Origin of the sequence: Candidatus Brevundimonas phytovorans (genome assembly GCA_029203145.1) — a bacterium.
GTDB classification, from domain to species: Bacteria; Pseudomonadota; Alphaproteobacteria; order Caulobacterales; family Caulobacteraceae; genus Brevundimonas; species Brevundimonas phytovorans.
In genome coordinates this window covers 949,467-975,583 of sequence record CP119309.1, presented here as the reverse complement: position 1 = coordinate 975,583, position 26,117 = coordinate 949,467, and the positions used below count along the sequence as shown (strand labels likewise).

Here is a 26,117-nt window from a genome sequence, read left to right as displayed (position 1 = left end):
TGCAGGCGGGAGGGAGCATGTACGGCAGCACTCGGGACAGCACACCGGCTGGCAGGCGGCGTTCGCCGCCGCTGACGCGGCGCCCCAACGTCGAGAGACGCCCGGAAGGAGAGCGGCCATGACCATCGCCTATCGATCCACCCTGGTCGTTCACGGCCGCCTCGCCATACGGGAAGGCCGCCTGGCGGCAGGGCGTGACGGCCGTCACGGTCTCCAGATCATGTCGTTCGAGCAGGCCGCGGTGCGGCTGGCCGGCGGTTTCGTCCGTCCGATCGACGACGAGAGTCTGCGCGCGGCCATCCAGGCCGCCCTGCCTGTGACGCCGATGGCCGAGCTGGACAGCATCAAGGCCCTGCCAGGCATGATCGATGCAGCGGCTGACACCCTGCATAAAGCCTGGCGCGCCGGCATCGACCTTGCCGCGCGCGCCGCCGATCATCCTCGTCTCGGCGCAATCGCGCGCCTCGAAGCCGCCGTCCTCGATCAGCTTCCGGCCGGCATGATGCGCCCCCTGGACATCGTCGCCGCCGCAACCGTCCGCCTCGCGCATGCGCCGGCGGTGCTCGGTCCGATGGAAATCATCGGCCTGACCGAACTCTCGCCCTGCTGGCGCTCGCTGCTTCAGGCGCTCACCGCCCATATTCCCGTGCAATGGACCGCCGGCCCAAGGAACGCGCCTGCATGGCTAAAGGGCATGGACGTCGCCGTGTCGCGCGCGCCGGCGCAAACGCCCGAAGTCAGCGCCATGAGCGCGGCGACGGCCTATCACGAGGCCATCGAGGCGATGCGCTGGGTGCGAAGCCTCCTGGCCGCAGGGGTATCGCCCTCGGAAATCGCCCTCGCGACCGCTTCGCCCGCGGACTATGACGATCACTTCCTGGCTCTGCGCGCCGACGCCAATATCGACTTGCACTTCGTTCACGGCGTCCGGACCGTCGCCACGCGCGAAGGCCAGGCCGCCGCCGCGCTGGCCGACATCGTCGTACGCGGCCTGTCGCAGTCGCGGCTGCGCCGCTTGGCCACGCTGTGCCGGGACAGCGGACCTTTCGAAACCCTCCCCGAAGGCTGGCTGCGCGTCCTGCCGACAGACGCCCCGCTTTCGACATCGGGCGCCTGGAACCGTCTGCTCGCCCGCCTGACGCCCGAAGACTGGCCCGATGGTGCCGATCACGCCCCGGCGCTGCGCGCAGGCGTCGAGCTTCTGACCCAAGGCCCCTCCGCCGCCGCCGAGATCGGCGACGCCTTCCTCAAGGGCCGGGCGCTCGCGATCTGGCGCAAGGCGCTGCTCGCCGGGCCTGCCGCCTCGATCGACGCGACGCTGGAAACCTTGAAGCAGGACGACGGTCTGGAAGCCTGCGTCTGCGTCGCCTGGATGCCGGCCAGCGCGCTTGCGGCGTCGCCGCGCCGCTTCGTGCGGCTCCTGGGCCTCAACTCCTCGCGCTGGCCGCGCGGGATCGCCGAAGACCGGCTGATCCCGGACCATATCATCCCGACCCCGGTGCTCGATCCGCTGCCGGTCAATCTCGCTGACCGCCGCGACTTCGAGACGATCCTCGCCACGACCGCCGGCGCGGTCGTTCTGTCACGCGCCCGGCGCGATGCCGACGGACGCCTGCTCGGACGCAGTCCGCTGCTCGCCGGGCATGGCGATGAAACCTACCTGCGCCGCAACGCGACGCCCGCCCACGCCTTCAGCGAAACCGACCGTCTCATGGCCCGGCCGCAGGACTTCGCCGTCGATCCGCAAGCGATCGGCGCGCAGGGCTGCTGGCGTGACTGGCGACAGACCGAGATCACGCCCCATGACGGGTTGGTGCGCGCCGACCATCCCCTTGTGCTCGCCATCCTCGATCGCACCCAGTCGGCCAGCTCGCTGCGCCGCCTGCTGCGCAATCCGCTCAGCTTCGTGTGGATCTATGCCTTCGGATGGCGCGAGCCGCAGAGTAGCGCCGAACCGCTGGTGCTCGATGCGCTCGGGATCGGCGATCTCGTCCACATGGTTCTCGACAGCGCCCTGCGCGATCTCGAAACCGGCGGCGGGCTCGCCGCCGCCGACAGGGAGACCATCGAAACGGCGGTCGCCCGGGCCGCACAAGCCGTCGCCGCCGATTGGGAGAGCGTGCGTCCGGTTCCGCCGGCCGTCATCTGGGGCCGCATCCTCGACGACGCACGCCTGATGGCCGGCCGCGCCCTAGCCTACGGCGACGAAATCCTGCCCGGCGCCCGCGCTTTCGGCGAGGTGCCGTTCGGCGGCTCGCAGCCAAAGTCGGACGCGGCCGCGCCGTGGGACACGAACGCGCCGGTCACGATTCCCGACACCGGCTTCAACATCGCCGGCTATATCGATCGGCTCGATATTTCGGGCGACGGCAAGCGTGCGCTCGTTCGCGATTACAAGACCGGCCGGCCGCCACGCGGCGACATTCGCCTGAACGGCGGACGCGAGCTGCAGCGCTGCCTCTATGCCTTCGCGGTGAAGGCGCTCCTCGGCGACGACGTCACCATCAGCGCTTCGCTGCTCTACCCGCGTGAGCCGGTCGATCTCCAACTCGACGATCCCGAGGCGGTGCTTACCGAGATCACGGGCTATCTCCGGGCGGCCAGAACCAGCCTCGCCGGCGGCGCGGCCCTGCCTGGCCCCGATACCGGCGGCGACTATGACGATCTCGCCTTCGCCCTGCCGGCCAACGCCGGCGCCACCTATTGCAAACGCAAACTCCCCGCCGCGACCGAGCGGCTGGGCGAAGTCGCTCGGATCTGGGAGGCGGAATGATGAGCAGCGTGTCCACAGGGCTGAAGGACGACGGCGCGCGCCGCGCCGCGATCAGCGTCCACGACCGGTCGATCCTGGTGGAGGCCGGGGCGGGATCGGGCAAGACTGCCGTCATGGCAGGACGCATCGCCGCCATGCTGGCCGAAGGTGTCTCGCCGCGCGCCATCGCCGCTGTCACCTTCACCGAACTTGCGGCCAGCGAACTGCTGTCCCGTGTCCGTGAATTCGTCGCCGACCTCTCGACCGGCAAGATCGCGACCGAACTGCGCATCGCGCTGCCCGACGGCCTCACCCAGACCCATCGCGACAATCTCGCCGCCGCCAGCGCCGCGATCGACGAAATCACCTGTTCGACCATTCACGGCTTCTGCCAGCGCCTGATCAAACCCTATCCGGCGGAGGCCGACATCGATCCCGGCGCCGGCGTCATGGATCGCAACCAGGCCGATCTCACCTTCCTCGAAATGGTCGACGATTGGCTGCGCGAGCGCCTGTCCGGCAACCAGGGCGGCATCCTCGCCGAGATGGTGCTGCACAGCCCCGGCGAAACCGTGGCGCTGGTCCACAAGATCGCCGAGAATCTGCGCCGCCGTCGCACGCTCGCCGCGCCGCCTGTCTCCCCGCTCGACGGCCACCTGACGGCGTTCAGACAGGCGACGGCGGATTTCGCGGGCTTCATGGATGCGGCAGCGGCGACCGAACCTGAAACCGTAGTGATCGTCGACCGGCTCATCGAAATGGCGACCGCCTTGGCCAGCGGACCTGATCTGGCGACACCGGCCGGTCTCGTCGGGCTCCTCACCTCGCGGCCTCATCCGGACCTTTGTACCAAGGCCGGCGCCTTCGCGTCCTACCGCAAGAAGGGCAAATGGGCGGCCGCGGCGAAGCAGGCCGGTCTCTCCAAGGCCGATGGCGAGCGGCTGAACGACGCCGCCGACGCCCACTACACGGCCTGCTGCGACGCCTGGACCCTGCTTCTCCAGGCCGCGGCGAGCCGGACCCTCGCGGCTCTGATTGAGGAAGCGCGTCCGATCCTGGACCGCTACCGCGCCCACAAGCGCGCCAGCGCTCAACTCGATTTCGACGATCTGATTTTCGCCGCGCGCGATCTGCTGCGCGACCATGACGACGTTCGCCGCGCGCTCGGGCGGCGCTTCGCCCACGTCCTCGTCGATGAGTTCCAGGACACCGACCCGCTGCAGACCGAGATTTTCTGGCGTCTGTGCGGCGAGCCGGTCGACGGCGATGACCAATGGACCCAGTTCCACATCCGGCCGGGGGCGCTCTTCCTGGTCGGCGACCCCAAGCAGGCGATCTATCGCTTCCGCGGCGCCGACGTCGGCGCCTATGTGCAGGCCCGCGACGCCTTTCGCGCCCAGCACCCCGACAGCCTCCTGTCGATCTCCACCAATTTCCGCTCCTGCGCCTCGATCCTCACCTTCGTCAATGAGCGCTTCGAGGCCGTGCTATCGGCCGATGGACAGCCGGGCTTCACCGCTCTGGACCCGTTCCATGAAGACCGAGGCGGTCTGTGCGTGGCGGCCATCGACATCGCCGTCGCGGACGAGAACGGCAAGGCGAGCGCCGAGCAGCAGCGCGACGCCGAGGCTGACGCCATCGCCGAGCTGTGCGCGCGGCTGATCGACAGCCAGCCCGTCATCGACCGGCGCAGCGGGACCGAACGGCCCTGCCAGCCGGGCGACATCGCCCTGCTGGCGCCGACCGGTGCGGAGCTGTGGCGCTATGAAGAGGCCCTGGAGCGCCGGGGCATTCCCGTGGCGACCCAGGCCGGCAAGGGCCTGTTCCGGCGTCAGGAGATCCAGGACCTGATCGCGCTGACCCGCGTCCTCGCCGATCGCCGCGATACCCTGGCGCTCGGCGCTCTGCTGCGCGGACCTCTGGTCGGCCTCACTGAGGAAGAATTGCTGGACGTCGTCTGGGGGCTTCCGCGCGCCGAGGACGAACCCGCTCGAATCCCGCGTCTCGACCTCGGCGTCGACCCGGCGGTCATCGACCATCCGCTCGTGCGCGAGGTTATCGAGCGGCTGCAATCGCTTTTCCGGCGCGGCAACAGCACGACCCCGCACGCGCTGCTCTCGCAGGCCGTGGACGTCATGCGGGTTCGCCCGATCCTCCTTGATCGCCATCGTGGTCAGGCCGAGCGCGCGCTGGCCAATGTCGATCTCTATCTCAGCCTGTCGAGCGGCTACGCCGTGCGCGGCCTGCGCGCCTTCGCCGAAGCGATGGCGGCGGCCTGGTCCGACGAAGCCCGCGCGGTCGAAGGCCGGCCTGACGCCCAGGAAGAAGCCGTCGCGCTCTTCACCATGCACGCGGCCAAGGGGCTGGAATGGCCGATCGTCATCCCCATCAACACCATGACCGGCGTCATGGCGCCGGATAGCGCCGTCATCGACCGCCAGACAGACACCTTTTATTGCCCGGTCCTGGGCGTCGCGCCCGACGGCTACGAGACCGCGCGCCAGGAGGAAAAGGACGAACTGGATCGCGAACGCATCCGGCTTTGGTATGTCGCCGCCACGCGGGCCCGCGAACTTCTCGTTCTGCCGCGGCTCGATACGACGCCATCGAAATCGGCCTGGATCGGTCTGGTCGATCTCTCGCTTGCCGACCTTCCCGGCCTGGATGTCGCGCATCTGCCTGCCGGGATCACGACCGCCGGCGCCGGAGCGGTCAATGGCCAGACGCGCGCGAGCTTCGCCGCGGAAGCCGAAACCATCGCCGCCGGACAGACGCAGCTGACCTGGCTTGCGCCCAGCCGCGACGAAAACGCCGCCGGAGCCATCCTTAGGGAAGAAGAGACGGCGATCTGGGCCGGGACGGCCGACGACCCGTCTCCCGAGCTGGACGCCGCCGCCTTGGTCCAGGGCGGCCGTGAACGGGGCCTGATCCTGCACAAACTCATGGAAGAAGTGTTGACCGGCGAAACCGAGCAGACAGTGGCGACCCTTGCCGAACGCGCCGGCGCGCTGATCCGCGCCCTGGGACGAACCCCGGTCGCCGATCCGGCGACGGGCCTGTCGAGCGAAGAGCTGGCGGGCTGCGTCGCCCGGACCCTGGCGCTGCCCGACATCGCAGCCCTGCTGCCGAAGCTCCAGGCCGAGTTTCCTGTCTATGCCGTGCATCAGGCCGACGGGACGGAGACGGCGACGGCCGGGATCGCGGACGCCCTGACCCTGACCGACGCAGGCCAGGCCGCCGTCGTCGTGGATTGGAAAAGCGATGTGACGCCGGCGCCCGGAACACTCGATCACTATCGGGCGCAGGTTCGTGCCTATCTTGACATGACCGGCGCCGAACGCGGCCTGATTGTGCTGATGACGTCCGGCAACGTCATTCCGGTCCAACCGACGAACCCGCCATCGTCCCATTCTGAGCATGGGGTCGGATGAACCCATGTCATCTCTTGGATGGATCGATTTCGATGAAGCCGAGCGCCAGCGCGCCCAACGCATCATAGCGCTCTTCCAGGAGCGTGGAACCCGCGACGAGTTGGGCTTGGGGGCGATAGGGGGGTCTCCGAACCGGAAAGCCGCGTGCCGCCCACGCCCGTTACGACCTTAGGGCTTACGGGGCGACTGATCCGCGAGGTCGGCGGTCGGCTCGGGAATCGGCCCCTACTCTGCGAGCTTGTTGTAGTCGATGGCACCCCACCGGCGCAGAAACTTCGCTTCAGTCAAACCCTTGCCGTCGTCCTGATGGTGGGGACCTTATCATCACCCTTCTCAGCCCAATGGATATCGACGCGCCTCGCCCAGGCATCCCAGGCGTTTGCGACCAACTCGACGATCGCGATCTCAGCGTCGGTGATGATCGCGCCAGCATGGCGATCCAGAAATCGCTCGTCGAACAACAGGACCTGCGTGTCCGCCATCGTATACTCCCCCGCAATCAGGAGTAGTGCCGCGCCGCTTCGCGAGGTCCATCCGTAACTTCGCCGCGCGCCATCGATCCGGGCATCGACCTTCTCCAACGGGAGTCGCCCCGCCCCGCAAAAGGAAGTCTGACCATGCTGTATGCCGAGCTCCAGTGCGCTTCCCATTTTTCCTTCCTTCGCAGTTCTAGCGGGTGTTATGAGCTGTTCACACAAGCGGCAGCCTGCGGTCTGGAGGCGCTCGCCGTCACGGATACGCAAGAACGACCTGATCGCCTTGTCCTGGTCGTCGGTGCGGGAGAACGCGATCGTCGGGGAGACCGGCACCAAAAGCCGTCAGTCCGAACCGCCGCTATGAGTCAGGTGTGGCCAATTGGAAAGGGTAAAGGTACGGGCGTTGGAACCTCTGCGTGGAGGCCCGGAACTTTCAGGCGGCACCGCGACGATTCTCCGGCGAACCGGCCCTACGGCGAACAGACGACGCCCTATGGAACCGGCGCCCGCATCGGCTAGCGTAGCGATTATGGACGCGACAGCCTAGGTATACGCTGATCGGGTTGTTTCGACTCTTGCTTGTCGGCTTCGCATTTCGGAGACTCGGGGCATGAAACGTCCGCTGAGGAAATTGCCGCTCGCGAAACAGCGTGAACTCGACGCCGCCGTCGAGATCATTCAGGACGGCTTCGCCAAGGCCGTTTCCACGCGCCGGGCCGACCGGCTGAAGAACGGCCGCATCCTCAAGATCATCCTGTTCGGCAGCTATGCGCGCGGCGACTGGGTCCACGATCCGGTTGGGCGCTACTTCTCGGATTTCGACCTTCTCGTCGTCGTCGACCACGAAGACCTGACCGACTTTGAGTTCTGGGAGGACGTGGAGAAGCGCCTTCTGGCCGAACTGTCGGCGGGCGCCATGCGCACCCCCGTCAGCCTGATCGTCCATAGCCTGGACGACGTGAACTGGAAGCTGGAGCACGGCCGCGGCTTTTTCATCGACATCGCCCGTGATGGCGTTGTCCTCAATGATACCCCCGGCGTCGCCTTTTCCGAGCCGCAGCCCCTGCCCCCGTCGACGGCGCTGGAAGAGGCGATCGAGTATTTCGAGGAATGGCAGGAGGACGCGTCCCGCCGGAAAGAACTGGCCGAGTTTGCGGTGTCCAAAGGCTTCAATAGCGAGGCCGCATTCGAACTGCATCGCGTCGCCGAGACAATCTACCAAGGCCTCTTGCAGGTCCTGACCTTCTACTCCCCTAAGAGCCACAACCTCATCCGCCTCCGCAACATGACGGAGCCGCTGGAGCCCCGCCTCCGAGACGTCTGGCCCCACGACACCAAGTTCCAGAAGCGCTGCTTCGAACTCCTCCGCGCCGCCTATGTGAAGGCGCGCTACTCACGCCACTACCGCATCACCGACGAAGAACTGGCCTTCATCATCGAACGGATCGAGGTACTGCGCGATGTTGTGCGCGAGGCCTGCGAGGTCCGGATCGAGGAACTCCGGCGTCTAGCCGAATAGATGGGCATGGCCTCGCTCGACAGGACCATCGCTCGTCTGAGCCGCTACGTTCGTTCGCGCTCCAATCTACGCCCCGCTGTCCTCTTCTCTGCTGGTGTTATGACAGGCCTGCTAGGCGTCGGCTGCGGCCTGTCCAATATCGCCCCAAATGCCTTCGCCTTGTCGCTCAGTCTTACCGGGGTCGCCCTTGTAGCGGTCGCCGTGGCGACGTTCATGCTTCGGCCCAACGCCGCGAACGACAACTAAAAAAAACCCGACCTCGCGGACGGGCGCGCGGACGATTTTTCTAACGGCTCGCTTTCTATTCGCGGCGAAGCAAGAGGCGTCGTCAGATGCGTCCGACCTCTCTTCCTTCCGCCTCCGACGTTCGACATCGACCGCAGGCGCTGTCCTGAATACGGGCGGCAGCCACCCTCTGTCTTCCACCAGAGCCTTCCTGTCTGCCTCTTCTGGGCAAGGGTTGCAGGCACGCGAGAGGCGCGCCTGAAACCCTGCGCGTCGGCGAGACCGGGGTAGCAAGGGCCAGGACGGAACGGCCGGAGGGGGATCGCCCGACCTGCACAAGCCTCAATCCCTGAAGGCTATGAACCCGTGTCGGCGCGGAAGGTCGGGGAGACCGGCCGGTCTGGCGGCGCAGCCGCGCATCCTGGCACGCGCGAGGGCGGAGCCCTTAGATCTGCGGCGCCACAGGCGCTGCTATCGGCGAGATCGGCGGCGTCTGCAGGTCAGCCCCGGATTCTCACCGAAACGGGGCAATGGTCCGACGGGTGGTCGGCTTCAAGCGCGTCGTAGGTGTACTCCTCAAAGGAATCCGGCTCGATCCGGGCGGCCGCCTCACGCCCGGCGACGATATGGTCGATGAAATCGCGATAGCGGGCCTTGCATTCGGCCGGCCGGCCGCCGGCGGCCTGGACAAGCGCCGCCGCGTCAGGGTCGCCATCATTGATTTCAGCGAAGAAGGCGTCGTTGCGGCTGGCGATCCGTCGGTTCCAGTCGCCGAGTACGACAAACGCCTCTCCGGCCCGCGCACGGCTGTCGATCCAGCCCTCCAGAACAGGCGCTTGATCAAACAGGATAGGACAATCGGGATCGGAGGCCGCGCGCCCAGAGTTGCAGCCCGACTTGAGGTGGACGGCCAAGAGACGAAGCGGATTGTCGCGGCCGACCGTAATGTCCACGCCCCAGCGCAGATTGGGATTACCGAGCGCAAGCGCCGAGAGGTCCTCGTTCCGGCGCCACGCCACGCCCTTGCGGACGGCGAAGCCCACCGACTGGTTCTGGATGTTGAGACCCGGCTTGCCGCGGCATCCGCCGCCCGTCCCGCTGGCCGGACGCGACGAAAAGACGATGTCATACTTTGCCGGATCGAAGACCCTGCGCGCGGCGGCCTCGCTCTGGACCTCTTGGAAGGCGATCACATCGGCGTTCAGGGCATCGGCATGACGGCGCAGAAGGGCGTAGTCCGCCTCTGTGCGGGGTCGGCATCCCTCCCCGTCTCTCTCCGCCAGATGTTCGATATTCCAGGTCGCCACCTTAAGCGCCCCTTTGGGCTGAGGCGACGGCATCCCGGCGCAGGCCGACAGGAGTACGGCGGCGGTCAGGGCGAGTGATATCTGAATCTTCATACGCGCACTCCTAAGCGCGACCGCAGCCGACGCAAAGCTTGGACCAGATCGCCCGAGCCGTGATCGCGCGCAGCCGCAACAGGACAGCCCCACGCCCTTCGCTTCGCAGCACTGTGCGCATGCGTCGACCCGCAACCTGGCGGGCGCAAGGCTGACGGCTGGCCGCTCCTTCAGCTTTCGCCTTCGATTCCCATAGGCTTTTAAGGAGAGCGACGATGAACCGGTCCGACCCTCCGCTGACGCGGTCGATCAGAAAGGCGCAGCTGCTTCAGATGGTCCCCCTGGCGGACAGCACCATCTGGGAGATGGAACAGCGGGGCGAGTTTCCGAAACGCTTCCTCCTGACCCCGCGATGCGTCGTCTGGGATCTGGCGGAGGTCGAAGCCTGGCTGGCGTCGCGCCGACGTCGGCCGATCCGCCCGGCGACGCCGCCGGACGTCCGCAAACGCATCTCCCGTCCCGTCAGAGACGCGGATCGAAACGGGGTCCTTCCGTTTCAGGGATAGAGAGCGCGGGGGTCCATGACCGGCCTGCCTCCCAGGCGTCGACGGCATTCGACCATTCCTGGGCCATATGCCGCCGCTGCGCCTCGAACTCCGCCTTGTTGTAGACGCCCCGCGATGACCGCTCCTCATGAGCGAGACACTTCTCGATCCAGTCCGAGTTGAAGCCCATCTCGTGCAGCAGGGTCGAGGCCGTCCGGCGCAGGTCGTGGACGGTAAAAGGCTCGAGCGGCAGTTCCTGGTCGCGGGCGCGCTCGGCGATGGCCATGGTCACCCGGTTGAAGGTCGCCCGCGACATGGGCGCATCGGCGTCGTAGCGCGACGGCAGGATGTAGCGGGAATTCCCGGAACAGGTCTTCAAGGCGATCAGGATGTCCAGCATCTGGGTCGACAGATAGACGTTGTGGGGGCGCGACCGCTTCATCCGTTCCTTAGGGATGGACCAGACCGCGTTGTCGAAGTCCACCTCATCCCATGTCCCGTCCTGTAGCTCGCTCTTGCGGACCATGCTCAGCAGGATGAATTTCAGGCCCAGGCGGATCGTCGGCAGGGTAGCCACCTCCTCCAGTAGCCCGAGCATAATCCGGATCTCGGACGGCGACAGCGACCTATCGCGGGGCCGAAAGCGTGCGATGGCCGCCGGCGCCACGCCGTCGGCCGGGTTATCGATCTTCTCGCCATGGAGGATGGCCCAGGCATAGATCTGCTTGACGATGTCCCGGACATGGATAGCCGTGGCCGGCGCGCCCCGGTCCACGATGGACTTGCAATGGGCCCGTAGATCGTCCGGCGTGATCTCAGTCAGAAGCCGGTTGCGCCATTGCGGCAGAACCTCCCGGTTGAAGATGGACCGCCGCATGTTGCGCGTGCTGTCCGCCATGGGCGCGTCGTCCATCCACTTCTGCGCCACATGAGCGAAATCCCGGGCCTCCCTTAGCCGTCTCTTGGCGCGCTGCTTTTCGAGCGCGGGAGACACCCCCTCAGCGATCGAACGCTTCGCCTCAATCAACTTCTCACGCGCCTGCGCGAGGCTAAGCCCGGCCTTCCCATAGCGTCCGAGCGTCAGCGTCTCCCGCCGCCCGTTGAACCGGTAGTCGTATCGAAAAGTCATCGCCCCGCCAGGCGAGACATAGACGTATAGGCCGTCCCTGTCGGTATACTTACAAGCTTTTGATTTTACGCGTAAATTCTTGAGCGCAGCGTCCGTCAGCATGCCAATTCCCTCCACAAATACCGTCAGGCGAAAATGGGCAAATTTGACGGGGTTTTTCTCTTTAAAATCAGCGGTTTGATTGAGAAAAATACCGTCAGCAGCCTCGCCACTGACGTGACGGTATGGAGCAGAGGCGGCGGAGGCAACGGCCGCGAGACCGTCAGAAATGCCGTCATCACAAAAGCGAGACCCTCCGAAAGGCTTCGAAGGGTCTCGTCAGAATTCACTTTTGCGTCAGTGACTTACAAGTGGTTTCGGAAGCGACGCCGAAAGCTACCAAAAGGCCTGAATTATTCCCACTCGATCGTGCCGGGGGGCTTCGACGTCACGTCATAGACGACGCGGTTGACGCCTCGCACCTCGTTGATGATGCGCGTGGCGGTCTTGGCTAGGATGTCCCAGGGGAACTGGTAGAAGTCGGCGGTCATGCCGTCGGTCGAGCTGACGGCGCGCAGGGCCAGGACCTTTTCATAGGTCCGGGCGTCGCCCATGACGCCGACCGTCTTGACCGGCAGCAGGACGGCGAAGGCCTGCCAGATGTCGTCGTAGAGACCGGCCTTGCGGATTTCGTCCAGATAGATGGCGTCGGCATCCTGAAGCGTCGCGACCGCTTCCGGCGTGATCTCGCCCGGAATACGGATAGCCAGGCCCGGCCCCGGGAAGGGGTGACGGCCGACGAAGGCGTCGGTCAGACCCAGTTCGCGGCCCAGGGCGCGGACCTCGTCCTTGAACAGTTCGCGCAGCGGCTCGACCAGCTTCAACTTCATGAAGTCCGGCAGGCCGCCGACGTTGTGGTGACTCTTGATCACCGCCGAGGGGCCGCCCGTAGCCGAGACGCTCTCGATCACGTCGGGATAGAGGGTGCCCTGAGCCAGGAATTCGGCGCCTTGGATCTTGGCGGCCTCCCGGTCGAAGATCTCGATGAAGACGCGTCCGATGGTCTTGCGCTTGGTTTCCGGGTCCGAAATCCCGGCCAGCTCACCGAGGAATTCCTTCGACGCATCAACGTGCACCAGCGGAATGTTGTAGTGCTCGCGGAACAGTTCCGTGACCTGCTTGGCCTCGTCCTTGCGCAGCAGGCCGGTGTCCACAAACACGCAGGTCAGCTGATCGCCGATGGCTTCGTGGATCAGGACGGCGGCGACGGACGAGTCCACCCCGCCCGACAGGCCGCAGACCACCTTGGCGTCGCCGACCTGCTCGCGGATCTTGGCGATCTGCTCGTCGCGATAGGCGGCCATGGTCCAGTCGCCGGTCAGGCCGGCGATGCCGTGGGTGAAGTTCTTCAACAGCACGGCGCCGCGCGGGGTGTGCATCACCTCCGGGTGGAACTGCACGCCGTAGATCTTGCGCTCCTCGTTGGCGATGGCGGCATAGGGCGCGCCTTCCGAGGTGGCGATGACGTGGAAGCCTTCAGGGATGGCGGTGACGCGGTCGCCGTGGCTCATCCACACGGTCTCGCGGTGATCGACGCCGCCGATGCCGGCGAACAGCGGGCTTTCACGCGTGATGACGATCTCGGCGCGCCCGAACTCGCGATGGTGACCGCTCTCGACCTTGCCGCCCAGCTCGGCGCAGATAGTCTGTTCGCCATAGCAGATGCCCAGCACCGGCACGCCGGCGTCGAACAGAGCGTGGTCAGCCTTGGGGCTGTCGGCGTCGGTGGTGGAGTTGGGGCCGCCCGACAGGATGATGGCCTTGGGCGACACCGCCCTCAGCGCCTCGCCCGCCTTGTTGAACGGGTGGATCTCGCAATAGACGCCGGCTTCGCGCAGACGGCGCGCGATCAGCTGCGTCACCTGACTGCCGAAATCGACGATCAGGACGGCTTCGTGGGTGTGTGGCGCGGTCATGAGGGCTCAGAATCCGAAGCGGGCGTTGATGGGGCGGGTTCTTGACGGGTGAAGACGTCGGGATCAAGTCGCGAAGCCGGGACATCGGCCAAGGCGGCCAACCCTTGCGTCGTCAGCACCTCGGTCAGACGGTCCCAGGCGGCGGCCAGGTTGGCGTCGACGTGATGCAGGGTGGAGGTCCAGTCCTCAAGCTTCGTCAGCTCGCTCTTGCCGTCGCTGACCCCGCGCAGGGCGATCAGAGGCACGCCGAAGGTCTGGGCGACGCGCAGCAGGGCGAAGGTCTCCATGTCCACCATCTCGGCGTCGATGGCGTCATAGGCGGCGCCCGAAACGACATTGGCGCCGGTCGACAGGGTCGCGGTCGGCACGCCGGGGATGGGGCAAGGCAGAGGCAGGACGGCGGGCAGGTCGAGCAGAGGCGTCCTGCCCTTCTCGAAGCCCAGCGGACTGGCGTCCATGTCGCGATAGGATACGGACGAGGCCTGGTAGACCGCCGCATGGTCCAGATCGCGCGACCCGCACGAGCCTAGCGACACGATCAGGTCCGGCAGCACGTCCTCGGCTTCCAGCCGCGTCAGCGCCGCCGTCAGGGCGATGGCCGCCTCGACCGGGCCGATGCCGGTCATCAGCGGCGTGATACGCGCCTGAAGGGCGGCGCCGTACTCAGCCGGCGCCGCCATGACGGGCAGGACCGTCAGGCCATAGATGTCTTCGGAACGCCCCTCGCTCACGCCGTCCGCTCATAGACGGCGACGAAGAAGCCGTCGGTGCCGGTCGAGGCGGGCGACAGGCGCAGGCGATGACCGCCCTCGGCTATCGCGCCCAGACGCTCGCGCGCCGCATCCGTCAGGGCCGGGCTGTTCAGGGCCTCGGCGATCGGCACGGGGGCGAACTCGGGGTGGTTTTCCTCAAAGGCGTCGGCCGAAGCTTCGTTCTCGCCGCGCAGCATGGAGCAGGTGATGAAGACCAGACGACCGCCCGGCTTCACCAGCGCCGAAGCGCGGTCCAGAATCTGAACCTGCAGGGCGTGCATACGCTCGATCTCGGACGGCTTCAGACGCCAGGCGTCTTCGGGGCGACGACGCCAGGCGCCGGAACCACTGCACGGCGCATCGACCAGAACCACGTCGGCCTGGCGGACCAGGTCCTCGACCCCGCCCCCGTTCTGGCCCAGCAGGCGCAGGTCGGCGTTGACGCTGGCGCGGGCCAGGCGCGGACGGATGTTGTCCAGACGCTTTTGCACCACGTCATAGGCGAACAGGCGGATGGTGCTGGTGATCTCGACCGGCTTGGCCTTGGCTTTAGGCTGGGGCGCAGCGTCATCCCCGCCGACCGGCGACCAGACGGCGACCGGGGCAGCGTCAGCCTGAGCCTTGGGCGCCTTGGTCACGACCGGCTGGCCCTGCATGGCCAGACCCAGGGTCTTGCCGCCGCCGCCGGCGCAATAGTCGACGACCGTCATGCCGGGCTCAACCCCCGCCAGCCAGCAGGCGACCTGACTGCCTTCGTCCTGAATTTCGATATGGCCCTGCTTGAAGATGTCCATCGCCTGAACATCCGGCGCGGGCTCCGCCGCCAGACGCAGACCCCAGGCCGACCAGGGCGTGCGCTGCGGGGCCAGACCGGCCGCGCGCAGTTCCGCCTCGACCGCCGCGACCGTGGTCTTGGCGCTGTTGACCCGCAGGTCGATGGGCGCGCGCGGCGCCATCAGGGCGTGGGCTTCTTCGGTCCAACGGTCGCCGAAGGTGATCTTGAAGTCCTCGACCACGAACTCGGGCAGGCCGGCGGCGACCCAGCCCGGCAGTTCGCCCGGCTCGGCGGTGATGCGGCTGCGCTCCTGCTTGGACAGCGGACGCGGGCCGTAGCCGTCGCCCGAGTGCAGGGCTTCGATCTCTTCCAGCGGCAGGCCGTCGATCAGCGACAGCGAACCGATGACCAGGGCGCGACCGTCTTCACGACCGCCCATGGCCCAGACCAGACGGCCGCGGGCGCGGATGACCTTGTAGACGCGGTCGGCGATGGCGCGACGGTCCCCCGACCCCGCATAGCGGTTGGCGGCGCCCCAGGCCTTCAGCACCACCTCGGCCGGCTGGCGGCTGTGGGCGATGCTGTCGAGGACGGAGGCGGCGGCGGCGAGGCGGGCTGCAGGGGTCAATCGGGTCTCGGATCAGTTAAAAAGGGCCGCAAGGATCATGAACAGTCCCGCAAGCGAGACCAGCCAGACCAGCGACCGGATGTAGGGCACGCCAAAGGCGTAAAGCGGAATATAGGCGACGCGCGCCCAGAAATAGAGGGCGGCGCCCCACAGGGTCAGAGCGCTTTCCGCCCCCGTGACGTGGGCGATCAGGACAGCGCCGATGAAGAGCGGCAGGGTCTCGTATAGGTTGGCTTGGGCTCTTTCGAGGCGACCGATGACAGGGTTATGCGATTCCGGCGTCTGATCGCGCGCGCCGGCGTTCCACTTGGAGCCAAACTCCAGGGTCCGCGCGCCCGCCGGCAGGAAGATCTGCACCAGGGCCAGTAAAAGCACCGCCGCCAGATAGGTCAGTTCAATCGTCACGTCCTACCCCTCCTTTGCTCACTGGAGCATCCTCTCTCAACGCCGCTCATCCCGGCGAAGGCCGGGATCCAGATACAAACGGGGCGACCGGCTTGCTGAAGCGCTTTTGCTCCAAAAATCCTTGGCGACGAGCCCTACAATCTGGATCCCGGCCTTCGCCGGGATGAGCGGTTAAGAGGAAGCCCAGCCTCCCCAAAAACAAGCCCACCCCCGATCCGAAGACCGGGAGCGGATCAAGGCGTCAGCCCTGACGATAGTTCGGCGCTTCGCGCGTGATCATCACGTCGTGGACATGGCTTTCACGCAGGCCCGCATTGGTGATGCGCACGAAACGGGCGCGCTCCTGGAACGCCTTGATCGTACCAGCGCCCACATAGCCCATGGAGGCGCGCAGCCCCCCGACCATCTGGTGCAGCACCGGCGCGATCGGGCCCTTGTAGGCCGTCTGGCCTTCGATGCCCTCGGGGACCAGCTTCTCGGTCGAGACCTCTTTCTGGAAGTAGCGATCCGCCGAACCGGCGCCCATGGCCCCGACCGAGCCCATGCCGCGATACGACTTGTAGGACCGGCCCTGGTACAGGAAGACCTCGCCGGGGCTTTCGTCGGTGCCGGCGAACATCGAGCCCATCATGGCGACGCTAGCGCCCGCGGCGATGGCCTTGGCCAGATCGCCCGAGTACTTGATGCCGCCGTCGGCGATGACCGGCGAACCGCTGTCGCGGGCCGCGCGGGCGGCGTCCATCACGGCGGTCAGTTGCGGAACGCCCACGCCCGCGACGATGCGGGTGGTGCAGATGCTGCCGGGACCGATGCCGACCTTCACGGCGTCTGCGCCCGCGTCGATCAGGGCGCGGGTGGCGTCATAGGTGGCCACGTTGCCGGCGATGATCTGCAGGCGGTTGTTCTCGCGCTTGATGCGCTCGACCACCTGAGCCACCGAGGCCGAGTGGCCGTGGGCGGTGTCGATCACCACCACGTCGCAGCCCGCGTCGGCCAGGGCCATGGCGCGCTCATAGCCGGAATCGCCAACCGTGGAGGCGGCGCCGACCAGCAGACGGCCCTGCTCGTCCTTGGCGGCGTTCGGGAAGGCGTGGGCCTTCTCGATGTCCTTCATCGTGATCAGGCCGACCGCGCGATAATCTTCGTCGACGACGATGACGCGTTCGATCTTGCGGGTGCGCAGCAGGTTCCACGCCTCTTCACGACCGGCGCCTTCGCGCACGGTGATCAGATCGCCTGTGGTCATCAGGGCCGAGGCCTTGATCGACGGATCGCTCTCGAAACGCATGTCGCGGTTGGTCAGCATGCCGACCAGCTTGCCCGTTGCCGGATCGACCACCGGGAAGCCGGAAATCTTCTTGGCGGCGACGATCTGGCGAACCTCGCCCAGGGTCGTGTCGGGCGACACCGTCACCGGGTTGATGACCATGCCGCTTTCATAGCGTTTGACGGTGCGGACCTGTTCGGCCTGCTCCTCGATGGTCATGTTGCGGTGAAGCACGCCCAGACCGCCGGCCTGGGCCATGGCGATGGCCAGACGGCTTTCAGTCACTGTGTCCATGGCGGACGACAGCAGCGGGATGTTCAGTTTGATGTTGCGCGTCAGCTGGGTCGAGACATCCGCCATCGCAGGCATGATCTCGGACGGGCCGGGTTCGAGCAAAACATCGTCGAAGGTAAGGCCTTCGCGTATCTCCATAGGGAGTCTCCGTTTTGCGGGCCGCGTATAACGCCCCATGGCGGGGAACCGCAACCCCAAGCGCGGGCTATAGGAAGAATAAGAGGAATTGCCTTGCGCCCCGGCGCCTTCAGATCCAAGCATTGCGAATGGTTCGCACATTAATCCAGACAGCCCGACGTCTCGCGCTCAAGGTCGCGAGCTACGGGCTCATGCACCTGATAGTGGCGATTCTGGTCGCCTTCGCTCTGACACGCGACTGGCGCATCGCTTTGGCGGTCGGGGTGGTCGAGCCCATCTTCCAGACCCTGGCCTATTCCATCCACGACCGGATCTGGCACCGCATCGAGCAGCGCCGCATGCTGTCCGGCCTCGAGGAAACTGCTGAGGCCGTCACCGCCCGTCTGGAGCTGATGACCCTGGCGGAGCAGCATCGCGCCCACGGCGGCCATCAGGGCCACAGCCACGCCCTGCCCCGCAGCCTGAAACAGGTGGCGATGAAGACCGTGACCTATGGCGTCATGCACTTCACGGTGGCGGTGCTGGTCGCCTTCGCCCTGACGCGCGACTGGCGCATCGCCCTGGCCATCGGCACGGTCGAGCCCCTGGTGCAGACGGTCTTCTTCACCCTGCACGACCGCATCTGGACCCGCATCGAGGCCAAGAAGGCCCGTCGCGCGGCGGAAGTCGCAACTGCCTGATCCTTTTCCGTCATCCCCCGGTCTGCGCCGCTACTCGGCTTGCCGGATGATGACGAAAGAAGAAGAGCTACCGCTTGTTCAGCGCCACCAGAAACACCTCGGCGCTGCCCTTGCGGCTCGATTCCGGCTTCACGTATTTCACCGTCTCGAACTCGTCGCGCAGCCGCGCCAGAACCCCGCCGGCGTCGCCGCCCTGGAAGTTCTTGGACACGAAGTTTCCGCCCGGTTTCAGCGTGCGAATGGCGAAGTCGGCGGCGATCTCGATCAGGGCGATGATCTTCAGGTGGTCCGTCTTGCGGTGGCCCACGGTGTTGTGCGCCATGTCCGACAGCACCAGATCGGGGCGTCCGCCGATGGCGTCGATCAACTGCTGGTCCACGCCCGGATGAGTGAAGTCGGCCTGAATCAGGGTCGCGCCGGGAATCGGCTCGATCATCAGCAGGTCCACGCCCGCCACCGCCGCCGCCCCGCGATCCAGCGCCACCTGCACCCAGCCGCCAGGCGCCGCGCCCAGGTCGATGACGCGCGAGCCCTTCTTGATCAGGCGGAAGCGGTCGTCGATCTCAATCAGCTTGAAGGCCGCCCGGCTGCGCCAGCCCTCGGCCCGCGCGCGCTCGGACCACTTGTCCGAAAGCTGGCGCTTGATCCACTGCTGGCTCGACATGGATTTGGTGTCGGCCGTCTTCATCTTCTGGCCCAGGCCGCGCCCGGCGGCGGTGCCGCCCGTGGGCGGGCGAACCATCCGGCGGCGTTCCGGCGGCTTCTCGATGGGCTTTTCGTCGTCAGTCATGCTTCCCACATAGCCGTGACAGCGTTCAGCCGCTATGACCCGCGCACAATTCTAGCCCACACCCACGCAAGGAGAGCCTCAATGGCCGACCAAACCCTGACCTTCACCCTCGACACCGGCGACGGCGAAGAGCGCAACGTCGTGATCAAGCTGCGCGACGACCTGGCCCCCGGCCACGTCGCCCGCATCACCGAACTGGCCTCGGAAGGCTTCTACGACGGCGTCGTCTTCCACCGCGTCATCCCGGGCTTCATGGCCCAGGGCGGCGACCCGACCGGCACCGGCACCTCGGGCTCCAAGAAGCCGAACCTGAAGGCTGAATTCTCGAAGGAGCCGCACGTTCGCGGCGTCTGCTCGATGGCCCGCACCTCGGACCCCAACAGCGCCAACTCGCAGTTCTTCATCTGCTTCGACGACGCCCGCTTCCTGGACGGCCAGTACACCGTCTGGGGTGAAGTGATCGAAGGCATGGAACACGTCGACGCCCTGCCCAAGGGCGAGCCGCCCCGCGCTCCGGGCAAGATCGTCAAGGCGACCGTCGCCTAAACCTGGCTCCTCCCCACTCTGTGGGGAGGGGGACCACGATGTGGTGGAGGGGGCGGCGCAGACGTCAACGTCGAGTCGCCCCCTCCGTCACGGCCGCTATCGCAGCCGCGCCACCTCCCCATCACTACGTGATAGGGAGGAAAGAGCATCAGCGGATCAGTCCCCCGCCCACCACCGCATCGACACGCCGTTGAAGGTCCGGTTTCCGACCTTGAGCGTCCCCTTCAGGACCACGCCCTTGTCTCCCAGATTGCGCCGCGCCGTCGCCAGCGCGCCCTGGTCGAGCTTTCCATCGAATGACACCGCGCCCAGGCCTCCCGACAGGGCCTGAACCCGCACGCGGTCCTCGGTCACATTGTAGGCCGCCGGGATCAGCCGCAGGCGACGACGGTTCCCGTTTTCCAACGGCGGCCCGACCATATCTTCGAACTCGATCATGACGGGCGCAAAGCCCGCCGGACGCTCGCCGCCCTCCCAGGCGATGAAGTCCGGGACCTGCCCCATGAAGACGTGCTGCAGCCGCCAGTTATCGACCCGCACCTCTTCGGTGGGGATGTAGTAGCCGGAGACATCCTCGGGCAGATCATGAACAAAGGCCGCCGCCCTGGACGCCGTCGCTGGTTCCGGCGCCCCCGCCGGCCGCTCGCAGGCCGCCAGCGCCAGAAGGCCGGTCAGCCCCGCCATCGTTACACGCGCGACGCGTCTCACGGCAGCCGTTCTCACTGGTCCAGCCAGGCGTCCAGCGCCCGGAAGCTCTCGATGGCCAGTTCGGTGGAGGCCTGGAAAACCGCCGGGTTGACCCGCTCATAGTCGTCGCTGGGGCGGTGATAGTCGGGGTGATAGTTCACGCCGAAATAGAGGAAGGGCAGCCCCACGGCGTTGAAGGCGCCGTGATCGGACGAGTCGACCCAGTTGTCCTCGCCCTTGTCTTCAGGCGTGTCCTTGCCGAAGGCCAGAGCCACCCCGCCGCGCGCGGCGATCCGCTCCAGCAAGGGGCGGAAATATGGATGTTGATAGGTCCCCGTGACCCACAGCTTGCCGTCCGTCTCTGCGCGGGCGGTCATGTCGTAGTTGATGTTCATCGAGATCGAAGACAGCGGCATCGGCGGCGCCTGGACAAAATGCTTGGCGCCCAGCAGCCCCCGCTCCTCGCCGTCCAGGGCGACGATCAGGACGGTGTGTTCCGGCGGGCTTGCCTTCAGCCGCTTGGCCAGCTCCAGCATGGTCGCGACACCCGAAGCGTTGTCGTCGGCGCCGTTGTAGATCTGGCCCTCATGCACGCCGACATGGTCGTAGTGAGCGGTGACGACGATGTATTTGTCGCCCACCCGCGTGCCGGGAATGACGCCCAGGATATTGGTCCCACGATAGGTCTTGGGGCCTTCGCGCGTGCGGCCCTGCATTTCCCACGGCTGCAAACGTCCCATGGGCGAGGGCTGGACGCCCAGGGCCTCCAACCGACCGACGATGTAGTCGCGCGCCTTGGCCCCGCCTTCCGATCCCGTGTCGCGGCCCTGCATGTCGTCCGCCGACAGGATTTGCAGGTCGCTCATCAACTGGCTGTAGTCCGCCGTCGTGACGGGCTGTGCTGGCGTCGCGACAGGCGTCGTGGTCTCACAGGCGGCCAGCGTCAGGGCGGCGGCGATGGCGGTCAGGCTGGCGAAAACAGGACGCATGGAGGGCTCCGGGAAATCAGTCGGCGGGACGCTAGCGGGCGTCGCGCCCTGCGTCAGATTACGATTCTGTCATGGACGCTGCGATCCCGCCGCCGCCAATGCTAAACAGCGCGACTGATGAAGGCTGACCGCGCGATTCCCATGTTTGAAACTCCCGTCGAAACCCTGACCGAAGACCAGGCCCGCGAGGAGTTGGCGCAGCTCTCGGCCGAACTGGCCCGCCACGACGCCCTCTACTACGCCGACGCCGCGCCGGAGATTTCCGACGCCGACTATGACGACCTGAAGCGCCGCGCCCTGGCCATCGAGGCCGCCTTCCCCGCCCTGACCAGCCCCGTCTCACCGTCACAGCGCGTCGGCGCGCCCGTCTCCAGCCAGTTCGCCGAGGTCCGTCACGGCGTGCCCATGCTGTCGCTGGACAACGCCTTCGACGAGGGCGAGGTGCGCGACTTCGTGGCCCGCATCGCCCGCTTCCTGAAACTTCCGGGCGATGAACCCATCGCCTTTGTCGCCGAGCCCAAGATCGACGGCCTGTCCGCCAGCCTGCGCTATGAGAAGGGCGTTCTGGTCCAGGGCGCCACGCGCGGCGACGGCAAGACCGGCGAGGACGTGACCGCCAACCTGCGCACGCTGGCCAGCATCCCGCAGACCCTGACCGGCTCGGGCTGGCCCGACGTCATCGAGATCCGGGGCGAGGTCTATGCCCCCAACGACGCCTTCGACGCCTTCAACGCCGCCGCCGAGGCCGAAGGCCGCCGCACCTACGCCAACCCGCGCAACTTCGCCGCCGGTTCGCTGCGTCAGAAGGACCCGAAGATCACGGCCCTGCGCCCCCTGACCTTCTTCGCCTACGCCTGGGGCGAGACCTCCGCCCCCTTCGCCGACACCCAGCACGGCGCGCTGGAGGCCTTCCGCGCCTGGGGCTTTCAGGTCAACGACCGCTCGACCCGCGTCGAGGGGGCCGAAGGCCTGATCGAGGTCTATCGCGGACTGGAAACCGACCGCGCCCGCCTCGGCTACGACATCGACGGCGTGGTCTATAAGGTCGACCGTCTGGACTGGCAGCAGCGCCTCGGCTTCATCGCCCGCAGCCCCCGATGGGCCATCGCCCACAAATTCCCGGCGCAACAGGCCACGACCGTGCTGGAAGGCATCGACATCCAGGTCGGCCGCACCGGCTCCCTGACCCCCGTCGCCCGCCTGCACCCCGTCACCGTCGGCGGCGTGGTGGTCCGCAACGCCACCCTGCACAACGAGGACGAGATCGCCCGCAAGGACGTGCGCATCGGCGACACCGTCATCCTGCAACGCGCCGGCGACGTCATCCCCCAGATCGTCGGCGTGGTCGAAAACCTGCGCCCCGCAGACGCCGTCCCCTTCGCCTTCCCCCACGTCTGCCCCGTCTGCGGATCGGAGGCCGTGCGCGAGGGCGACGAGGTCAAGCGCCGCTGCACCGGCGGCCTGATCTGCGACGCCCAGATCGTCGAGCGCTTGAAGCATTTCGTCAGCCGCCGCGCCTTCGACATTGAAGGCCTTGGGGAAAAGCAGCTGATCGCCTTCCATGCGCGCGGCTGGATCAAGGAGCCGGCGGACATCTTCCGCCTCGCCCGCGACGAGGAAAAACTGGCCCTGCTGCGCAACGAAGACGGCTATGGCGAGACCAGCGTCCGCAACCTGATCGCCGGCATCAACGCCCGCAGGACCATCAGCCTCGACCGCCTGATCTTCGGCCTCGGCGTGCCCGACATCGGCGAACAGACCTCTCTGGTCCTGTCGCGCGCCTTCGGCAGCTGGACCGCCTTCCGCGACGCCTGCATGGCCGCCTCGAACGGTCTGGCCAGCGACGACTGGAAGACGCTGGCGGGAACCCACGCCATCTCCACCCGCGTCCTGACCCTGATGGCCGAGGCCCGCCCGCCCGCCGACGATCCCTGGCCCGCCGCGCCGATGGATCAGAAGATCGCCCTCGCCTTCCCCGGTATGGCCGCCCCCGCCCGCCGTTCGCTGGCGGAAATCTCCGGTGACTGGACCGACCTGACCCGCTGGGCCGCCGTGGCGCGCACCGAAGGCCCGTCCGAAATCCTGAACCAGATCGCTAGCGTCTCCGGCGTCGGTCCCGTCGCCGCCGAGGCCCTGGCCCACTTCTTCCACGAGCCGCACAATCAGGCCGTCATGGACGCCCTGCTGGCCGAATTGGACGCGGTCGAGGACGTGGCCGCCCCCGTGACCGACAGCCCCGTGGCGGGCAAGACCGTGGTCTTCACCGGCTCGCTGGAACGCTTCACCCGCGACGAGGCCAAGGCCCGCGCCGAAAGCCTGGGCGCCAAGGTCTCGGGCTCGGTATCCAAGAAGACCGACTATGTCGTCGCCGGTCCCGGCGCGGGGTCCAAGCTGAAGGACGCCGAGAAACACGGCGTCGCCGTCCTGACCGAGGACGAGTGGCTGGCCCTCATTGCCTGAATGATGATCGCCTGATGCAAGCCGTCGCCATCGACTTCGAAACCGCCAACGAGCAGCGCGCCAGCCCCTGCTCCATCGGCCTCGCCTGGATCAACGACGGCGTCATCGAATCCGTCGAGCATCATTACATCCGCCCGCCGGGGATGCGCTTCGCCAGCTTCAACATCGCCTTCCACGGCATCGGCCCGGAAAAGGTCGAGGACGCCGAGGAGTTCCCCGCCGTCCTGGCCGCCATCGCCCCGCGCCTGCAGGGCCGAACCGTGCTGGCCCACAACGCCGCCTTCGACGTCAGCGTCATTCGCGGGACCTGCGACCACTACGGCCTCGCCTATCCCGAGTTCGACTACCTCTGCACCGTCAAGCTGGCCCAGATCACCTGGCCCGACTTCGCCTCGCACAAGCTGAACAACGTCTGCGCCGAACTGGGCATCCAGTTCAAACACCACGACGCCGCCGAAGACGCCTTCGCCTGCGCCTCGGTGGCGCTGGAAACCCTGCGCCTGCACGACGCCGCCTGCGCCAGCACGCTGGCCAGCGCCACCGGCATCAGCCTCGGCCGCCTGTATGCCGGCGGCTACAACCCCTGCTCTTCCGCCGGCTCGCGCCCGCGCCGCCCACGCACGGCCTGACCGACGACAGAAGGCCAGAAAATACATCACCTTAGTCAGGCACCGCTCAACAATATTGACCTAAGGTCATGTAATCATTGAGCGATGCTCATAATTCAGGCCTTGTTTCGGACCGAAACCGGGATCACCCTTCGCCCAAAGGATCGATGCAACGATCCGTGTGAAGGAATACGCCCCGATGAAGTTCTCCGTTCTGGCGGCCGCCGCCGTCGTCGCTGCAGCCTTGGCCTCGCCCGCTCTCGCCGGCGACCCGACCGGTCTGTGGCAGACCCCGACCAACGGCGGTCAGGTCCGCATCGCCCGCTGCGGTCAGGCCCTGTGCGGCACCCTGATCACCTCGGATCATATCCGCGCCGACCCGAACCAACGCGACGCCCGCAACAAGGACGCGGCCCAGCGCAACCGCACCCTGCGCGGCCTGCCCATGCTCAGCGGCTTCACGGGCGGCCCGACCGAATGGCGGGGCGGCTCGGTCTATAATCCCGCGGACGGCGGCACCTATCGCGGCACCATCACCATGACCGGCGACAATTCCTTGCGCCTGCGCGGCTGCATCGTCGCCCCGCTGTGCAAGACCCAGACCTGGACCCGCATCCAGTAACTCGCTTCAATCCTCCCCTCCCCCATTTCGCAAGCTACATGGGGGAGGATTGTATGGATCAGCGGTTCAGCGCCGCTCGCCCAGCGGCGGCGTAGCGTTCGCCCGAGGCCGCCCCCTTGGGAAAGACCGCCTCAATCCGCGTCAGGTCTTCCGACGTCAGCACGATCTCCGTCGCGGCGATATTCTGCTCCAGGGTGGCGATCCGGCGCGTACCGGGGATGGGGATCAGGTCCTCGCCCTGGGCCAGCACCCAGGCCAAGGCCAGTTGCGCCGCCGTCACGCCCTTGTCGGCGGCGATGGCCGAGACCGCCGCGACCAGATCCAGATTCTTCTGAAAGTTCTCGCCCATGAAACGCGGGTTCGAGCGACGGAAGTCATCGGCCGGCAGGTCGTCGATCGACTTGATCTCGCCCGACAGGAATCCCCGCCCCAGCGGGCTGTAGGGCACAAAGCCGATGCCCAGTTCGCGCACCGTGGCGAATATCTCGTCCTCGGGCTCGCGGCTCCACAGCGAATACTCGGTCTGCAGGGCCGTGATCGGGTGCGTCGCGTGGGCTTTGCGGATGGTCGCCGGCGCGGCCTCGGACAGGCCGAGGAAGCGGACCTTGCCCTCGCTCACCAGGTCCGCCATCGCGCCCACCGTCTCCTCGATCGGCGTGTCGGGATCGACGCGGTGCAGGTAGTAGAGGTCCACATGATCAACGCCGAGGCGGCTCAGGCTGCCCTCGATGGCGCGGCGGACATTGGCGGGCGAGCCGTCCACGCCCAGGGCCGTGCGGTCCGCATTGTAGCCGATGCCGAACTTGGTGGCGATGAAGGCTTCGTCACGCCGGCCCTTCAGCGCCTTGCCCAGCAGCAGTTCATTGGTGTGCGGGCCATAGACTTCCGCTGTATCGAACAGGGTCACGCCCAGGTCGAGCGCGCGGTGGATCACGTCGATCGACTGCCCCTCGTTCGAGCCGCCGTAAAAGGCGCTCATGCCCATACAGCCCAGACCAACGGCCGAGACTTCAGGGCCGCCTTGGCCCAGCTTGCGCATCTTCATGAGCGCATTCCTTCTGATGTGAGGGGGCCGACGGCGCATCCGCCAGCGACGGGCAGATG

22 protein-coding genes are annotated in these 26,117 nt (G+C 66.9%); 10 read left to right on the top strand and 12 right to left on the bottom strand.

From position 1 onward, the window contains the following. Positions 1–118: 118 nt before the first annotated feature. Both P0Y52_04725 and P0Y52_04720 read left to right on the top strand, forming a co-directional pair. Positions 119–2,773: a PD-(D/E)XK nuclease family protein gene (locus P0Y52_04725; GenBank protein WEK58842.1), complete on the top strand. Its 2,655-nt coding sequence runs from the start codon at positions 119–121 to the stop codon at positions 2,771–2,773. Then, the gene (locus P0Y52_04720; GenBank protein ID WEK58841.1) at positions 2,770–6,183 is read left to right on the top strand and encodes a UvrD-helicase domain-containing protein; all 3,414 of its coding nucleotides are present in this window, start codon (positions 2,770–2,772) and stop codon (positions 6,181–6,183) included. The genes P0Y52_04725 and P0Y52_04720 overlap by 4 nt, the downstream gene beginning before the upstream one ends. A gap of 284 nt (positions 6,184–6,467) precedes the next feature. Here the strand turns inward: P0Y52_04720 and P0Y52_04715 are convergent, their stop codons facing one another. Then, positions 6,468–6,833, bottom strand: coding sequence for a hypothetical protein (locus P0Y52_04715; protein WEK58840.1), 366 nt, complete (start codon positions 6,831–6,833; stop codon positions 6,468–6,470). 436 nt (positions 6,834–7,269) lie between these two features. Here P0Y52_04715 and P0Y52_04710 point away from each other — a divergent pair, with 436 nt between their 5' ends. Then, positions 7,270–8,178, top strand: coding sequence for a HEPN domain-containing protein (locus tag P0Y52_04710; protein WEK58839.1), 909 nt, complete (start codon positions 7,270–7,272; stop codon positions 8,176–8,178). A 6-nt stretch (positions 8,179–8,184) separates the two neighbouring features. Then, positions 8,185–8,424 (top strand): hypothetical protein, encoded by a 240-nt coding sequence (locus P0Y52_04705; protein ID WEK58838.1) that lies wholly within the window; start codon positions 8,185–8,187, stop codon positions 8,422–8,424. 479 nt (positions 8,425–8,903) lie between these two features. Here P0Y52_04705 and P0Y52_04700 read toward each other — a convergent pair whose 3' ends face one another. Further along, positions 8,904–9,896, bottom strand: a complete 993-nt coding sequence (locus tag P0Y52_04700; GenBank protein ID WEK58837.1) for an endonuclease/exonuclease/phosphatase family protein — start codon at positions 9,894–9,896, stop codon at positions 8,904–8,906. A gap of 122 nt (positions 9,897–10,018) precedes the next feature. Between P0Y52_04700 and P0Y52_04695 the strand changes: the two genes are divergently transcribed. Beyond that, entirely contained in the window at positions 10,019–10,309 is a 291-nt protein-coding gene (locus tag P0Y52_04695) for an AlpA family phage regulatory protein (GenBank protein ID WEK58836.1), read from the top strand. Here the strand turns inward: P0Y52_04695 and P0Y52_04690 are convergent. The 6 genes from P0Y52_04690 to guaB all read right to left on the bottom strand — a co-directional run bounded on the left by P0Y52_04690 (position 10,266) and on the right by guaB (position 17,631). Continuing rightward, the gene (locus tag P0Y52_04690) at positions 10,266–11,519 is read right to left on the bottom strand and encodes a tyrosine-type recombinase/integrase (GenBank protein WEK58835.1); all 1,254 of its coding nucleotides are present in this window, start codon (positions 11,517–11,519) and stop codon (positions 10,266–10,268) included. The two genes, P0Y52_04695 and P0Y52_04690, sit on opposite strands and share 44 nt — an antisense overlap. 290 nt (positions 11,520–11,809) lie before the next feature. After that, on the bottom strand, positions 11,810–13,372 hold the full coding sequence (guaA, locus tag P0Y52_04685) for a glutamine-hydrolyzing GMP synthase (protein ID WEK58834.1): 1,563 nt from the start codon (positions 13,370–13,372) through the stop codon (positions 11,810–11,812). Beyond that, the gene (locus P0Y52_04680; protein ID WEK58833.1) at positions 13,369–14,103 is read right to left on the bottom strand and encodes a 5'-methylthioadenosine/S-adenosylhomocysteine nucleosidase; all 735 of its coding nucleotides are present in this window, start codon (positions 14,101–14,103) and stop codon (positions 13,369–13,371) included. The genes guaA and P0Y52_04680 overlap by 4 nt, the downstream gene beginning before the upstream one ends. Beyond that, the gene (locus tag P0Y52_04675; GenBank protein ID WEK58832.1) at positions 14,100–15,527 is read right to left on the bottom strand and encodes an RsmB/NOP family class I SAM-dependent RNA methyltransferase; all 1,428 of its coding nucleotides are present in this window, start codon (positions 15,525–15,527) and stop codon (positions 14,100–14,102) included. Before P0Y52_04675 ends, P0Y52_04680 begins: the two co-directional genes overlap by 4 nt. A gap of 12 nt (positions 15,528–15,539) precedes the next feature. Beyond that, positions 15,540–15,932 (bottom strand): MAPEG family protein, encoded by a 393-nt coding sequence (locus P0Y52_04670; GenBank protein WEK58831.1) that lies wholly within the window; start codon positions 15,930–15,932, stop codon positions 15,540–15,542. A 241-nt stretch (positions 15,933–16,173) separates the two neighbouring features. Further along, positions 16,174–17,631, bottom strand: a complete 1,458-nt coding sequence (gene guaB / locus P0Y52_04665) for an IMP dehydrogenase (protein ID WEK58830.1) — start codon at positions 17,629–17,631, stop codon at positions 16,174–16,176. 128 nt (positions 17,632–17,759) lie between these two features. Here guaB and P0Y52_04660 point away from each other — a divergent pair, with 128 nt between their 5' ends. Next, positions 17,760–18,311 carry a DUF2061 domain-containing protein gene (locus tag P0Y52_04660; GenBank protein ID WEK58829.1) on the top strand — a complete coding sequence of 184 codons (552 nt, stop codon included), beginning with the start codon at positions 17,760–17,762 and terminating at the stop codon, positions 18,309–18,311. A gap of 67 nt (positions 18,312–18,378) precedes the next feature. Here the strand turns inward: P0Y52_04660 and P0Y52_04655 are convergent, their stop codons facing one another. Continuing rightward, positions 18,379–19,101 (bottom strand): RlmE family RNA methyltransferase, encoded by a 723-nt coding sequence (locus P0Y52_04655; protein ID WEK58828.1) that lies wholly within the window; start codon positions 19,099–19,101, stop codon positions 18,379–18,381. A gap of 81 nt (positions 19,102–19,182) precedes the next feature. Between P0Y52_04655 and P0Y52_04650 the strand changes: the two genes are divergently transcribed. Beyond that, entirely contained in the window at positions 19,183–19,647 is a 465-nt protein-coding gene (locus tag P0Y52_04650) for a peptidylprolyl isomerase (GenBank protein ID WEK58827.1), read from the top strand. A 156-nt stretch (positions 19,648–19,803) separates the two neighbouring features. Here the strand turns inward: P0Y52_04650 and P0Y52_04645 are convergent, their stop codons facing one another. Both P0Y52_04645 and P0Y52_04640 read right to left on the bottom strand, forming a co-directional pair. Next, the gene (locus tag P0Y52_04645; protein ID WEK58826.1) at positions 19,804–20,355 is read right to left on the bottom strand and encodes a hypothetical protein; all 552 of its coding nucleotides are present in this window, start codon (positions 20,353–20,355) and stop codon (positions 19,804–19,806) included. 11 nt (positions 20,356–20,366) lie between these two features. After that, entirely contained in the window at positions 20,367–21,323 is a 957-nt protein-coding gene (locus P0Y52_04640; protein ID WEK58825.1) for a M28 family peptidase, read from the bottom strand. A 141-nt stretch (positions 21,324–21,464) separates the two neighbouring features. Between P0Y52_04640 and ligA the strand changes: the two genes are divergently transcribed. The 3 genes from ligA to P0Y52_04625 all read left to right on the top strand — a co-directional run bounded on the left by ligA (position 21,465) and on the right by P0Y52_04625 (position 25,013). Beyond that, a complete protein-coding gene (ligA, locus tag P0Y52_04635) occupies positions 21,465–23,783 on the top strand; it encodes an NAD-dependent DNA ligase LigA (GenBank protein ID WEK58824.1) in 2,319 nt (772 codons plus the stop codon). Between the two features lie 14 nt (positions 23,784–23,797). Next, complete coding sequence (locus P0Y52_04630) at positions 23,798–24,412, top strand: 3'-5' exonuclease (GenBank protein WEK58823.1); 615 nt, start codon at positions 23,798–23,800, stop codon at positions 24,410–24,412. A gap of 178 nt (positions 24,413–24,590) precedes the next feature. Next, the gene (locus P0Y52_04625; protein ID WEK58822.1) at positions 24,591–25,013 is read left to right on the top strand and encodes a DUF2147 domain-containing protein; all 423 of its coding nucleotides are present in this window, start codon (positions 24,591–24,593) and stop codon (positions 25,011–25,013) included. A 58-nt stretch (positions 25,014–25,071) separates the two neighbouring features. Here the strand turns inward: P0Y52_04625 and P0Y52_04620 are convergent, their stop codons facing one another. Next, the gene (locus tag P0Y52_04620) at positions 25,072–26,058 is read right to left on the bottom strand and encodes an aldo/keto reductase (GenBank protein WEK58821.1); all 987 of its coding nucleotides are present in this window, start codon (positions 26,056–26,058) and stop codon (positions 25,072–25,074) included. Between the last annotated feature and the right edge of the window lie 59 nt (positions 26,059–26,117).